General features: G+C 35.3%; 13 protein-coding genes and 1 tRNA gene. 7 read left to right on the top strand and 7 right to left on the bottom strand.

Annotation, left to right across the window (positions count from 1 at the left end; all coding sequences use genetic code 11):
- The first annotated feature begins 786 nt into the window (after positions 1-786).
- Positions 787-1,779, top strand: coding sequence for a tRNA dihydrouridine synthase DusB (gene dusB, locus NHE85_RS04880; RefSeq protein WP_252813277.1), 993 nt, complete (start codon positions 787-789; stop codon positions 1,777-1,779).
- Positions 1,780-2,023: 244 nt separating this feature from the next.
- Here the strand turns inward: dusB and NHE85_RS04875 are convergent, their stop codons facing one another.
- From NHE85_RS04875 to rbfA, 5 genes are all read right to left on the bottom strand, one after another.
- Positions 2,024-2,431, bottom strand: a complete 408-nt coding sequence (locus NHE85_RS04875; RefSeq protein WP_252810212.1) for a hypothetical protein — start codon at positions 2,429-2,431, stop codon at positions 2,024-2,026.
- A 68-nt stretch (positions 2,432-2,499) separates the two neighbouring features.
- Entirely contained in the window at positions 2,500-6,321 is a 3,822-nt protein-coding gene (locus NHE85_RS04870) for a T9SS type A sorting domain-containing protein (protein ID WP_252810210.1), read from the bottom strand.
- 60 nt (positions 6,322-6,381) lie between these two features.
- Positions 6,382-7,806, bottom strand: a complete 1,425-nt coding sequence (locus NHE85_RS04865) for an MATE family efflux transporter (protein ID WP_252810208.1) — start codon at positions 7,804-7,806, stop codon at positions 6,382-6,384.
- A gap of 257 nt (positions 7,807-8,063) precedes the next feature.
- Positions 8,064-9,266, bottom strand: a complete 1,203-nt coding sequence (locus NHE85_RS04860) for an ABC transporter permease (RefSeq protein WP_252810206.1) — start codon at positions 9,264-9,266, stop codon at positions 8,064-8,066.
- A gap of 13 nt (positions 9,267-9,279) precedes the next feature.
- Entirely contained in the window at positions 9,280-9,672 is a 393-nt protein-coding gene (gene rbfA / locus NHE85_RS04855) for a 30S ribosome-binding factor RbfA (protein ID WP_252810204.1), read from the bottom strand.
- Between the two features lie 115 nt (positions 9,673-9,787).
- Here rbfA and mce point away from each other — a divergent pair, with 115 nt between their 5' ends.
- From mce to NHE85_RS04825, 6 genes are all read left to right on the top strand, one after another.
- A complete protein-coding gene (mce, locus tag NHE85_RS04850) occupies positions 9,788-10,189 on the top strand; it encodes a methylmalonyl-CoA epimerase (RefSeq protein WP_252810202.1) in 402 nt (133 codons plus the stop codon).
- Positions 10,190-10,306: 117 nt separating this feature from the next.
- Positions 10,307-10,380, top strand: a tRNA-Ile gene (locus tag NHE85_RS04845).
- Positions 10,381-10,495: 115 nt separating this feature from the next.
- Positions 10,496-11,404, top strand: a complete 909-nt coding sequence (locus NHE85_RS04840) for a hypothetical protein (protein WP_252810200.1) — start codon at positions 10,496-10,498, stop codon at positions 11,402-11,404.
- Between the two features lie 125 nt (positions 11,405-11,529).
- The gene (locus NHE85_RS04835; protein ID WP_252810195.1) at positions 11,530-11,796 is read left to right on the top strand and encodes a helix-turn-helix domain-containing protein; all 267 of its coding nucleotides are present in this window, start codon (positions 11,530-11,532) and stop codon (positions 11,794-11,796) included.
- 2 nt (positions 11,797-11,798) lie between these two features.
- Positions 11,799-12,602, top strand: coding sequence for a DUF5131 family protein (locus NHE85_RS04830; protein WP_252810193.1), 804 nt, complete (start codon positions 11,799-11,801; stop codon positions 12,600-12,602).
- Complete coding sequence (locus tag NHE85_RS04825; protein WP_252810191.1) at positions 12,589-14,034, top strand: DUF5906 domain-containing protein; 1,446 nt, start codon at positions 12,589-12,591, stop codon at positions 14,032-14,034. The genes NHE85_RS04830 and NHE85_RS04825 overlap by 14 nt, the downstream gene beginning before the upstream one ends.
- Before the next feature lie 61 nt (positions 14,035-14,095).
- Here the strand turns inward: NHE85_RS04825 and NHE85_RS04820 are convergent, their stop codons facing one another.
- Both NHE85_RS04820 and NHE85_RS04815 read right to left on the bottom strand, forming a co-directional pair.
- Entirely contained in the window at positions 14,096-14,452 is a 357-nt protein-coding gene (locus tag NHE85_RS04820) for a hypothetical protein (RefSeq protein WP_252810188.1), read from the bottom strand.
- Positions 14,453-14,508: 56 nt separating this feature from the next.
- Positions 14,509-14,910, bottom strand: a complete 402-nt coding sequence (locus NHE85_RS04815; RefSeq protein WP_252810186.1) for a hypothetical protein — start codon at positions 14,908-14,910, stop codon at positions 14,509-14,511.
- Positions 14,911-14,913: the final 3 nt, after the last annotated feature.

Here is a 14,913-nt window from a genome sequence, read left to right as displayed (position 1 = left end):
AAGGCACATTGCATCAATCCTTAACGCATTACACGTAAAGGTAGCAAATTTAATCGGCAAATATAGTTTAAACTTAGCGAGTTGCAAACGGTAGCGGTAAATAAAAAAACAGCGTTCGTTGGGGGGCATCGTACGCTGTTTTTTTGCTTTAGATAATAGCTATAATTCTATTTACAGCAATTAATTTTATCGGGTTACCAGTGGGGGACAGCTAATAACACAATGTTAAATATTTATTAAAAAATTTATGCAAAGGAAAAGCAAAAAAGTATTCAAAAATGTTTTTTCAGGGTTATTTTTTTGATCATAACCAAAATACTGCCCTACAACGTTGTAGTTGTAAGATTTGCAATTATAATTTATTGATAATCTTAATTTTGTGTGTTTTTTAAAGAACTTCAAATCAGAAAAAATTTACATTTTATTTTGAAAAAAAGCTGAGTAGCTATTTTTTCACGAAATTGTACAATCACAGTAAAAAGAAAAGTGCATAAAGATTTCTTTACGCACCATTCATAACCAATCAACCAATCTAAAATTATCAATATCATTTATATTTAACCGGTGGGGGCGGCAGTTAAATGTATATTGTATGTTTTAACACTACAAAGATATGATGTCAATTTGGCGAAAATCAGGTTTTGCTATTCTTGTTTTCTATGCAGGCATATAAAATTTCTATAATGAAATTTACATATGTTATTTGGCTCTTTTTTGTACCATGATGAGATTAAGGCGTTTCTATAATTTATTTAAATTATTGTAATTTTGCACAAAATGAAGAAAATGGTAAAGATTGGCAATATAGAACTGCCTGAGTTTCCGTTGTTGCTGGCGCCTATGGAAGATGTGAGCGATCCTCCTTTCCGAAGGCTATGTAAAGCACATGGTGCCGACCTTATGTACAGCGAATTTATTTCGTCTGAAGGTTTGATACGTGATGCTATGAAAAGCCGACAGAAACTGGATATATTTGATTACGAACGTCCCGTAGGAATACAGATATTTGGTGGAGATGAAGAGGCTATGGCACTTTCGGCAAAAATAGTTGAAGCTGTAAATCCTGATATTGTAGATATAAATTTTGGCTGTCCGGTAAAAAAAGTAGTATGCAAAGGTGCCGGGGCAGGAGTGCTTAAAGATATAGATCTTATGGTACGCCTTACCAAAGCAGTAGTAAACAGTACTTCTTTACCTGTTACAGTAAAAACAAGGCTGGGCTGGGACGAAGATTCAATAAATATAGATGAGGTTGCCGAAAGATTACAGGATGTAGGTATTAAAGCGCTTACTATTCACGGGCGTACCCGTGCGCAGATGTATAAAGGTGAAGCCGACTGGAGCCACATTGCCCGTGTGAAAAATAATCCGCGTTTAAACATCCCAATTTTTGGCAATGGTGATATCGATAGTCCTGAAAAGGCACTGCACTATAAAAATGAATACGGAATAGACGGTATAATGATCGGCCGTGCGGCTATTGGTTATCCGTGGATATTTAATGAAATAAAACACTTTTTTGAAACCGGTGAACATTTGGCTGCACCAACGCTTGAAGACAGGGTAGAAGCTGCGCGTAATCATCTTAAATGGGCTATAGAATGGAAAGGTGAGCGTGTGGGTGTTTTTGAAACCCGCCGCCACTATACCAATTATTTTAAAGGCATTCCTAACTTTAAAGAATACAGACAGCGAATGGTTACCCATGATGATTCTGCCGATGTATATGCTGTACTTGATCAGGTGCTGGAAAGATTTGCAGATTACAGGCCTGTGTAAAACATAAGTTTATAGTAAATAGATGAGGGTAGCTTTAATTGCTACCCTTTTTTTATTCTATTCCTATTGCTTTCTTTTGTTCGTCGGTAATATTCCAACTTTCTTGTATATCAAGATTTAATAGAATGGCTTTAACCTTTACCTTATCATTGTTTATAAGAGATTTATACCATCTAAAGGCGGTTGCATTAACATCATCAAATTCCTCCAGACATTTGCAATAAAAAATAATCACATAAGCATCTTAAGGTTCTCCAAAAATGGGTTCTGAAGCAAAAGGGAAGGCCATGTATTTACTAACCCAGTCGTTTATATTCTCATCTTTGTCAACTTTATAAGAATCTATTTTTTCCATTCCTTTTATGGTCTGTGAGCATCTTTCACCAACAAATTTTTTGGCAGTCCTGTAGCCTTCTCTATTAAAGAAATAGGCACTTGGAACTTGCAAAAAATCGTTATTATTAAATTCTATCCAGGAACCAAGATAATCCAATGTAGCTAAATCTTTTACATTAATAGGAACATCGTTTTCCTCTAAAAAAGTTTGCAGAGTTGAATTGTTTTCAACCTTTATATGTTGTGATGGTTTTTTCTTTTGTGCAAATACAGAAAGTGAAATAATAAATACTAAAGTGAACAAAAGCTTCTTCATGAGTTTATTTGAAGTTCCGGTTATTAAATTTGGTAGCGTAAGGTTTCCGGAAACAGGAATTTTTGATTTTAAAATTTAATGATTTTCTTAAGAAGCGTGCCTTTATCAGATCTGATATTTATAATGTAGATCCCCGATGCTAACCCGGATAAAGATATGCTGTAAATACTACCATTAGTTACGGTACTCTTCTCATTATAAACTTGCTGTCCGGTAACTGAAAATATCTGGATATTATTTATCTGAATTTCGGAGGATATATATAACATATCTTTCACCGGGTTAGGAAATACTTTTATCTTATGGGCACTCCATTTTTCAGAAGCTGTAACATCACAAGAATTGTTTGTATCTGTCACTGTTATCACAGCCGTACCGGTAGAAACATTTCCATTAGAATCTGTTGCTGTAATTATTGCGACCTGCTCTCCCAAATTATCGCAATTAAATGAATCGGGAATAATATTCCATGTTATAACAGAACAATCGTCATAACTGCCATTATCAAGATCTTCTATATTTAATACAAGTATTCCGTCTTCATCCAAATTTCCTGTAAAATCCTGTAAAATTATGGTTGGTGGCTCAGTATCATTAATAACTATGTTTTGGGTTTGTGAACTTGTATTTCCACTAGCATCTTCATATATCCAGGTAATTATAGTTGTGCCTTGTGTGTCTATTGGGAATTGTGCAGATGTACTAACATTAACTAAAGAACAGTTGTCAATTGCTTCAGGAAGTATTATATCATCCGAATTTACAATACATTGAGCTGTAATGTCAGGCAATACTGCCAATACAGGTATTGGTGCCTGTGTATCATCAATAATTATGTTTTGGGTTTGTGAGCTTGTGTTTCCACTAGCATCTTCATACATCCAGGTAATTACAGTTGTGCCTTGTGTATCTATTGGGAATTGTGCAGATGTATTAACAATAACAGAAGAACAGTTGTCAATTGCTTCAGGAACTATTATATCTTCCGAATTTATAATACATTGAGCCGTAATATCAGGCAATACTGCCAATACAGGTATTGGTGCCTGCGTATCATCAATAATTATGTTTTGGTTCTGATATGATATATTCCCACGGCCATCGTTAAACGTCCATGTGATTACAGTACTTCCTGACTCGGTTATAGGAAATTGTGCAGATGTAGTTCCAACAGTGGGGCCAGCACAATCAAAAGCAAAAGGTAGGGTTATATCATTTAAAGCAACAGAACACTGCGCTGTAATATCCGGTAATGTCGCATTTTCAGGCTCAGGTGCTTCGGTGTCTTCAATAACTATATTTTGTTGTTGACTGACAGACATCCCATTAGCGTCTGTAAATAACCATGTAATTTCAGTTGTTCCCTGTTCTATAATTGGAAATGATGCAGTAGTAGTACCTTCTAATATATTGCCACAACTGTCGGTGGCTGTAGGAGGATTTATATTTCCATATTGTACTTCGCATTGCGTAGTAAAGTCCGGCAGGGTGGCAATATCGGGTACGGGAGCTATTCCCTGAATAATAATATTTTGGGTTTGGGTTATATTCTGATCTTCATTGCTATATTCCCATGTAATTGTTGTTGTGCCCTGCTGTGTAATCGGGAAAATACTTTCGTCTGTAACCGGGGTTATTAAATTTCCACAATTGTCAGTAACTGTCGGAACACTAATATCTTCTAACTCTATCTGGCAACTGTCGGTTATATCCTGAAGGACAGGAGGCGTAATAGCACAAATGGCATCAGGATCTTCATCTCCGGTAAACAAGATATTATCTATTCGCGTTGCATCCATTGCAGAGGAATTACTAAAGCTCTGGCCTCGTCTGCCACAGTGCTCAAGGGTTATATAGAGTACTTCCCCAACAAATTCTGATAAATCATATGTAAGGTTAATAAATGGTTCGTTAGTAATTTGAGTAGGATTTCTGCTTGATCCATACTGAACACCGTTTACAGTTATTCTAAACCATGAAGACTGGGCAGAATAGAAATACTGTTGTTTCATTCTTATAACCATTTGTAGGTTAAGCAGGTTGGCGGCGTTAACTTTTAATTTTAATCCCGTTGTAAATTCTTTATTATCATTCCAAACTTCCGCTTCAGTAGCAGTGTTATCACCTATCCATATATCTCCCTTTTCCCTCTGATTCAGTATAATATGGCTGTTGTTATAAAAATTAATAGCAGAGCTATTATTATATTGTGGTGAAATATATTCTGTAATGCTGCTGCAAATTTCCTCATGAGGAACCTGTATAATTAAAGGATCTGTAGAGGCATAAATTTTATGCCAGGGAGATGTTTCAGTTTCACAATGCTGTCTTACATATATATCATAAGCGGTTGCGGGTAAGAGGTCTGACAGGGTATAAGGCTTTTCTGTCACCAGTGTTCCGGAATTTGGAGGGGTTTCACCATGAAGTACATGTATAACTTCCCATTCTGTTCCCTCACTAGTCCAGTCAACAGTTATATTGTACGTGCCCGCAATGGCTGTTATATCTGCAAGGCTTCCACATGCTTCCTCAAGTTTTACGTTATCTATAAAAGCGCAGTTTTGTGTAGGTGCATCGGCAGGTGTACGTCGACCTACATGCTCCATCACAATGTCAAATTTTTTTCCTGTTTTTTCAGACAGGTCAACAACAACTGTTTGGAAATCGTCATTATCCGGATTAGCAGAATACACAAAATCATCCAGAAAGCCATCTATCCTTAATCTCAGTTTAGAATCTGTTTTTTGTTTAAGATCAAATTTAAAAGCGGGATTTCCTGTATAATTGGTAAGATCTATACTAAAAACAGAGTTGGTTATAAAACTTGGATTACTTTCAAAAGGGTCTCCGTCATAACTCCAGGTGTTTGTTATCAAATAATTTGAAGGAGCTGAAAATAACATTCCATTTTCAGAACTATCAGCCGCTGCATAAGGAGATACCGAAACACTGCCTTTATAAAATATAGGGAGTAGATAGTTATGAGTGTTTTCTTCGTCAAAAGTTATCAGACTGGGTACTGTTAAGTCCAAAGGCCTCGTAACAAATCTTTGTATACTGAAATTAGTGTAAGCTACATCACAGTCTGCCTTTCGGTTTAAATTATAGTATGTTGCAGGTGTGAGTTCACTCATGGTAACATTACTGTCCGAGATTATATCATAAGTTTCAGGTATTGGTTCTCCATATAAACTTACATTATATCTGAAAGCAGGTATGTTATCGGGGTTTGCCCATTCCGCATATACTGAGGTTGCAGACAGGTCGGTAAAGTTAACAGTATGCATCGGCAGGCATTTTTCAAGGTTACCGCCAAACTTTACTTTAGCAAATGAATTTTCCTTAACTACGCCTCCACCGCTAAAGCTCATTATAGACCGCGTAGGAGGATTGCCAAAATTTTCCACACCTACAAAACCTGCAAGATTGCTGGTTGTGTTTCCTGGTTCGACTTCTTCTACGTCTATTACCAGGTTGCTTTGACCGTCATACTCAAAAGGTTCTGTGAAATTTATTGTTACTTCAGTGCCGCTCACGGTTATAGTTCCGTTTGTTACTACCTGAGTCAATTCTGACTGAGGAATAAAACCGTCATTTTCTGAAAATTCTTCCTGGGTAGTCATTCCTAATCTAACATTCCAGATGCTAGAACCTTCCAAAGAAACATTAAATATTAAAAAATAAGTTAATGAGTTTATTGTACCTGTAAATTGTAAATCGTAAGGGTAATAAATGGTTTGAGAATGTGATGATTGTGATGATGTGGATATAGGTTGGTTAGTGTAATCAAGAGAGCCACCTGCAGTAACAAAATTTACTGTTTGAGACTGCGCATTTAAAAGAAAAGAACTAATTAATAAAAAAAGGGTAAGTATTTTTTTAATCATGCTTAAGTTTTTAATATTTTGTAAATATATGATTTTCTTATAAATATAAAATTGTTAGACCTAAACCTCAATGCGTTTCCAGCGACCTTTCCTAAAAAGAATAACAGCTGCAAGAGTCATTAATGCTTCGGCTATTGGTATTGCCCAAAAAACTCCGGTTGGTCCCCATGAAAGATATTTAGCCATTAGCCATGCCATTGGGATCTGGAATGTCCAGAATCCGAAAAAGTTTACCCAGGTAGGTGTTTTGGTATCGCCCGAACCATTAAAGGCGTTAAGCAATACCATGCCTACGCCATAAAACAAATACCCCGAGCTTAATATTCTTATAGCCTTTACGGCAATGTCATGCACTTGGGCATTATTAGTAAAAAACCACATCATTGGGTCGGCGGCAAGCAGGCATATTATCATAATAATTGCCATATAGGCTATATTGAACTTTGCAGTAACAAAAACCGATCGTTCAGCACGATCTACCAGCTTTGCGCCAAGATTTTGTCCTACCAGGGTAGCTGCGGCTCCGCTAAGTCCCCATGCCGGAAGCATAAAAAACATCATAATACGCAAAGCACTTTGGTATCCTGCCGATCCTTCATCGCCTCCTGTTGTGGCTACCAGTTCGGCTAAAAATATCCAGCTGCATGAAGCTATCACAAACTGTAATATTCCGGGCGCCGCAATTTTTATAAGTGCTTTTATTTGCTTCATATCCGGAATAAAGTAAGATGCCACTACCTTCAGTATGCCTTTACCATTAAATAAATTATAAAGCTGGTATAATACACCTACACTACGGCCAATTGTGGTTGCAATAGCCGCTCCTGTCAGCCCAAAAGCAGGTATTGGCCCCAGGCCTCTTATAAATATAGGGCACAGTATAATATTGCATATATTGGCTATCCAAAGGCTTCGCATGGCTATGGCTGCATTTCCTGCTCCGCGGAAAATTCCGTTAAAAAGGAAAAGCATCATAATAACAAAGCTTCCGCCCATCATAATTCGCATAAACGGGGTGCCAAATTCGGCTGATGCTCTCGATGAGCCCATTAAAACCAGTATATCGGTAGCAAAAGCAAATCCGGCAACGGCTATAAGTATATTTATGCTTATGGCAATAACTATTGCCTGCATACCGGCCTTAGATGCAGCAACAGCATCTTTTTCGCCAACGCGGCGTGCTACAACGGCTGTTGCAGCCATACTCATTCCTATTGCTATAGAGTATATTACAGATAATACCGATTCTGTTAAGCCTACGGTTTGTACAGCAAAACTGCTGTTTTCAAGATGCCCTACAAAATAAAGATCTACCAGTGCAAAAACTGATTCCATCATCATTTCAAGCATCATTGGTATAGCAAGCAGTAATACTGCACGACGAATGCTGCCTTGTGTAAAGTCTATGTTTCCTCCTTTCAGAGATTGTTTAAGCAGTGCAAAAAAACGGGATAATGCACCTGAGGAGTTAATTTCCTGTGTCATTTGTTTGTTGATTGGTTTTGATTAGATTGATGAAATAATGAACCGGACAATATTATAATTGCCTTAAATTTTTATGTGCTGAGGTGGTAATCCCTAACAGATAGGGATAACAAAAATTTTCATGGTTCGTAAAGAATATGCAGCAAAGAAAACTATTTTTTGCGAATTGAAAAACTATTTTTTATTTTTTTAAATAATTGTACGTTAACAGTCTAACCGACTATATAGGAAGCATTGCAAATTTTAAAACATGGGGCTTATGAAGTTTTAAGCAGTTTTTTGCCAACCCTTCCGGCAGCAATTCTTGATGCTAATATGCCCAGTACAAATATTGTTAACAGTACAATTACAATATTCATGACGTTAAAGTTTACGGGGTAAGCCATACTGCCTGTTATCATTACTACCGAATAGTATTTTTGTATAAGTACAACAGCAGTGCCCAGACCTACGCCAAAACCTGCACCCAGAGTGGTTATAAAAATACCCTGATAGAAAAATATATTACGAAGGCTTTTTACTTCTGCACCTAAATTAAAAAGGGTTTTTATGTTTTCTCTTTTATCAAGTATAAGCATAATAAGCGCTCCGGCAAGGCAAAACAAGGTTAACACTACAACCAGAGAACAAAACAGGTAGGTAACCAAATTTTCCGCATTCAGCATTTTGTAAAGCGAATCATTAAGTTGTTCCCTGTTTTTAAGTGTTACCGTGTTATTAAAAATAGATTCCAGCTTTGGTCTTATATCGGCTTCGTCTGCTCCTTTAGCCAGCTTAAATTCTAATGCAGTAAACTGGTTGGTTTTAAACTGAAGCATATCCTGGGCAAGGCCAATATCTACATATACATATTTGCTGTCAACGTCATCATTTATCACATAAGCTCCTGTAGGTATGAGCCGGGATTTATTAAAAGCATCATCAGGATTTTGTATCACGCCTTTACCCGCCTTAGGCACAAAAACCTCGAAGTCCCGGTTAAAATCATAAAATGCCAGTGAGAGTTTATTAGCAATAGTCGATCCTACAACAGCCTGGGGCGTGTTTGCTTCAAGCCAGTCTCCCTGAACACTAAATTTTATGGGTGTAACCGTAGTAAAAAGGCTGTCAACCCCTTTCATAGAGGCAACCTGTTCTTTACCGTCAAAATAAAAAAGCACGCGCTCTTCGGCAATTTTGCTATAAGCTGCAATGCCTTTTACCGCTTTTATATCCTGTTCCTGTTTTGGATTTACAAAAAATGATTTTCCTTTAGATGGAGTAAGTTTTAAATCAGGATCAATTGTATTTGTAAATGAAAGACTGTAATCTTTAAGTCCGCTAAATACCGAAAGAATAATAAAAAGAGCTGCCGTACTTACTATAATGCCTATTGTTGCAATTGCCGTAATAATATTTACGGCAGTGCTTTTACTGCGGCTTATAGTATAGCGCCTGGCTATGTAAAAAGGGAAGCTCAATATAATTTAGCTGTTATGATTTTTTTCTTCTGTCCAGTAATTCCGGATTTGCGATAGGGTTATTTTCGCCTTTAAGTTCCTGGTCAATTTTTTCAATCTGATCCAGTGAATCATCAATGTAAAATATTAAATTAGGTACTTTACGTAATTGAAGCTTAACACGCTGTGAAAGATCATGTTTAATTAGCGGTGCATTAGAGCGCACAGCAGCAAGTATTTCTCCTCCACGTTCTGAAGGGAATACGCTAAGATATACTTTTGCTATAGATAGGTCGGTAGTAACGCTAACTTTAGATATAGATATGATAAGATTGCTTATGCCATTTTTTCTTATCTCGCCCTGCAATATATCTACAAGGTCGTTTTGAAGCAGGGCACCTATCTTTTTTTGCCTATTTGTTTCCATGATGCAAAAATACTCAAAATTATAAAGGATTAAGGTTTAAAGTTTAAAGTTTCGGGCATGCAGACATAAAGTTTATATTTGCAGGCACACAAACAGAGCAATAAATATACACAAAATGAGAAAAATAGAACATATAGGTATAGCTGTAAACAGTCTGGAAACATCTAATCAGCTTTTTGAGAAGCTGTTTGGTGCACCGGCTTATAAAATGGAAGAAGTAGCCAGCGAAGGGGTAAAAACATCTTTTTTTATGAATGGGCCTAACAAAATTGAACTTTTGGAAGCAACCACACCCGATAGCCCTATTGCTAAGTTTCTTGAAAAGAAAGGCGAGGGTATTCATCATATAGCATTTGATGTTGAAGATATTACAGCAGAAATAACCCGCCTGAAAGCAGAGGGTTTTATAGTACTTAATGAAACTCCTAAAAAAGGAGCCGATAATAAACTTGTTGCGTTTTTGCACCCAAAAGCTACTAATGGCGTACTTATAGAGCTTTGTCAGGAAATTGTTTAGGTTTGCAAAAACTTCATAATCAATGCTAATGGAGTTGTATTAAAAAAATGGATAAATAATCCTTTAAAATTATTTGCATTGATTAAAAAATAGTAGTAATATTGCAACCTCAAAACTGGTCCTATAGCTCAGTTGGTTAGAGCACCTGACTCATAATCAGGTGGTCCCTGGTTCGAGCCCAGGTGGGACCACTGGTTTAAAATCAAAGCCTTACAGAAATGTAAGGCTTTTTTATTTTTATATGGGTACAACATAGGTACAACATTTTTTAATCTTCTATTTTCAGATTTTGCATATTTTTGAGATATGGAAAATAAAGACCCACTTCATTTTTTTAAAAGTTTAGTAAACTTTAATCATATTGAAATTCTCAGAAGTAGTTTTTACGAGATAATGTCACAACATGATGTAATATCTACAGATACGTTAACCGACACTGTAATATATAATGTTGTATTTTTTGACCAAGAAGGCACAGCACATGAACGAGATATAACCCTAACTTTTGAAAAATTTCTAACTGATAGGCTTATACAAGAAATTTCAAATTACAAGTATACCATAAATGAAATAATACTTTCAATAGTTAAGAATGGTAGTAGCCCGAAAGAATTCATCCAGTTACAATATTCAACACTTTTAAAGCTTAAACCAAAAATTATTTCTTTATATCCTGAAAAGATCATTTTCGCCAAAGCTGTAGCTCTTATAGTAAACTTTATTACGGATGAATATTCTGAATACTTTGAAATAAAAGGAAACACCAGAGATAAAAACTTTCCTCTTCTATCGGTGTCTGAGGACTTCTCTCCTTATTCATTCAAATGGGATGCACTCAATCCTGAAGATGCTCTTCCTGCAATTGAATTGTTGTATCAATTACTAATAGAAGAGCCTGCATTAATTCAATCATCCAAAGAAGATTTCATTGCTGCATTCACGCAGAGAAAAGTTATTGATGGTATAAAGTGGATAGTACTAGGTAAAAATAAAATATCTTCTAAAGTATCATTATTCTATTTTATCAATGCTTTAATGGAACAAGGATTTCTAGAGAGTAAACATACTACAGAAATTAATAAAATGATTGAATATGTTTTCCGTGACAATTCAGGGAAATTATTTAAAAACATTCGTCAATCTAAACAATCCTTTTCTGAAAAACCTTCACAAAAAGAACGTTTAGATGATATTTTAAATTCTATAATTCTTTAGGTAGGCAATATCAATACCTATACAATACCGTATAGGTATGGTAAAGAATTATAGCTTCTCTTCTATTACATCTTTGCATCGTACAAAACAGGAAAGCCCTGTTGATAGAATTAAAAACTATTACGATGCAAATCGAAGATACTCCAAAAATTACACTCACTCCGGGTTGGCTTGCCAAAGAAGTTCTCAGTTTCAAGGAAGCATTAGCTCTGCTGGATATTTCTGCCAGTATGCTGTACAAGCTAACCCATCAACGAGCTATCAGTTTTTATAAGCCTAATGGCAAACTGATCTATTTCAAAAAAGAGGATTTACTTAGTTGGATGCTGAGCAATAAACAACCATCCAATGATGAAGTAAGTTCTGATTTCTTAAATAAATTAAAAAGTTAATTATGGCTCAACAAACAAAAATTAGTTGGACTGATTCAACATGGAATCCATGGAAAGGCTGTAACAAAGTTTCAAAAGCGTGCGATGGTTGTTATATGGATAGAGCTATGACAAGAGATGGTCAGAATTCAAGAGTTGTTGTCAAACAAGAAGTTGAATTTAACAGACCTTATCAATGGTCAGGCAGGAAGATTTTCACCTGTTCAATGAGTGATTTTTTCCATCATGCAGCTGATGAGTGGAGAGATGCAGCCTGGGAGGTTATTAAAAATACCCCACAGCATACGTATTTGATACTAACCAAAAGGCCTGAGAGGATAAAAGACCATCTCCCTAAAGACTGGTGCAGAGAAAAATATAAGCACGTATGGCTTGGTGTAACTGTAGAATATCAGGAAACAGTTCATAGGATACATACACTTGGAGAAATTCCTTGTGAAGTAAAATGGGTATCATTTGAACCATTGTTTGGAGAAGTATTCCTGACAGAAAAAGAATTGAAGATAATACAATGGGGTGTTATAGGCGGAATGTCGGGTTATTCTTCTGGGCCATTTAAGTATGAAAAGACCGAAAAGACATGGTTCCTATCTTTAATGTATCAACTGAGAAGTTATAAAATTCCAATCTTCTTTAAACAATTAGGAACTTATTACCATGACCATGAATTTAAAGTTAAAGATTGGTCAGGGGAAAAATACTGTGAGAGGTATCCCGATGTTTTCAAAATCAGGCAATACCCTGCTTACAGATATGGAGAAAAAGAAATTGATTATTTAAACAATAAAACTTATGGAAATAAATAATGTAAATGAATTAACACAAACAAATAATTCCACATTCTATACAGAAACTCAAACTGAAAATGGAATTAGCGTAAGGATAAAACTTGCTAACGTGATTAAGTTTTGGGAAAGCAAAGGTTATAGAAAATTGAAAATGCCTAAAGGGGGTTATGAACTTGTCAAAATTAAACAAAACAGTATCATAAGTAGAGCTTTCCCGGATGAACTTATGCAAGAAGTAAAACACCAACTACTTAATATAGATAGGAAAAATCATGTTTGGGAAACTTTTATAGAACAGGATTTTATTAGTAAAAAAAGCACTTCAGCATTTGATACAATCAGACAAATTAGGTTGAATATTTGTGATGCAAATACAGCTTATTTATTTTTTAAAAACGGGGTTCTTAAGGTTACAAAAGATTCAAAGGAACTTCTATCGTATCAAAACTACAATGGATATGTGTTTGAGGAACAAATAATAGAACATGACTACAGTTTTGAGTATGAAGATATCCCTGTCCCCTCTTGTTTTGATAGATTTTTATTTAATGTATCAGGTAATGAAACATCCAGATACAACTATCTCGCTACATCATTAGGTTATCTTATTCATGGTTACAAAGATTCTACTTTAACAAAAGCAGTAATTTTAGTGGATGAAGTACTAGATTTTAGTGGTGAGGCTAATGGAGGTACAGGTAAGTCACTAATTGGAAAAGCTGTATCTAAAGTTACATCTGTACTGGAAAAAGATGGAAAAGGATTGGTTCATAAAGGGAATAGATTTTTTTATCAAGATTTGTCGTTATCTCACAGGGTACTTTATTTGGATGACGTAAATGTTGAATTTAATTTTGAAGATTTTTATTCTGTTGTGACTGGTGATTTAACTGTAGAAGAAAAGTATAAAGCATCATATACGATTCCATTTACTTTAAGCCCAAAATTATTTATCACTTCAAATTATATGGTAAAGGGCTCTGGTGGAAACTCAGACAATAGGAGAAGGGTTGAAATAGAAATCGCACCATATTATGATAGTGATTTTACTCCTCAAGATGAATTTGGTCAAAGATTTTTTGATGATTGGGATTTAAAGGAATGGTCTCTGTTTTATAGGGATATGATAGGCTATTGTCAAAACTATTTAAATGAAGGGATCCTATATTCTAATCCTATAAATTTGAAAGAAAACAAGCTAAAACTGGAGACAGATATATCTTTTGTTGAATTTGCTGATGCGAATATTCTGTTAGATGAAAGTAATCAGGTAGTAAAAAATAAAACCACTTTGATAGAGACTTTTAGAAGTGAATATCCTGTAGAATCCAGGAATATTTCCACAATAAGATTTAAAAAATGGCTTGATACTTGGGCTGTATGCAGGGGTTTAAACACCTATCATTATAAAAGTAATTCTCAGGCTTTGGTTAGGTTCTTCAGGGCTTAAGTGCTAAAGTGCTGTTTAATTTCATAAAGAATAATAGGGCTGCTTTAAGCAGCCCATTATTTTAAATCAAGCTCAGTAGTAATTTTTGAATAACTTGTATTTTATTCGATAGGACTATTTTAATTTCATCTCCTATCATTATTACACAAAGAGTGAACTTTCCTGTCTTATATGTGTGGAGAGTATATTCTGATTCTGAAATTGTTTGGAAGTTACCCAATAAACCTGACAGTAGGTTTGTGATACTCTCAGATTGTATTTTTGAAAGGGTAATTATAATTCCATTGAGTATATCCATACTGAATAATAACTCATTTCTGCATGGAATATAATTCAGAAAATTATTAAACTCTCCTAAATACAACTCCAACTCTTCATAATCCATTCCTAACTCAAAGGGTAGATTTAGTTCTTTCATTTTTTATAAAAAATACCACCTGCAAAAGGTGGTATTAAATAATAGAGTTAGAATAATTATTCCTCAGCTCTAAACCAGAAACCTTCGTAAGCTTCTTCATTAGGGTTCCCTGTAGATTGAAAATCTACCTTATCAGCATTAACAAAAACTACCTTTTGCACAAAGATTAATGTTACTGTTTCAGGAAAAACCATTGTCATAACATCCCCTTCAACACTGAAAGTTCCAGTTTCACTGTCATAATTATTGCCACTTCCTGTCCAGTATGTATATTTAACAGTTCCGTTAGAATTAAAAGTCAGCGCACTATTATAATCAGGACTTGGCTCACCATGATACCATTTTCCAAGTAACTTTTGGTAAACTTCATTGTTATTATTAGTTGTTGAATCATCATTATTACAACTAATTGTAAATAAAGATGTTGTTAGCATCAGAAGTAAAATAACTTTTTTCATGTT

The organism is Flavobacterium sp. NRK1 (assembly GCF_024054175.1).
In the GTDB taxonomy this organism is placed as follows: Bacteria; Bacteroidota; Bacteroidia; order Flavobacteriales; family Flavobacteriaceae; genus Flavobacterium.
This window is presented reverse-complemented; position numbering and strand designations above follow the sequence as displayed.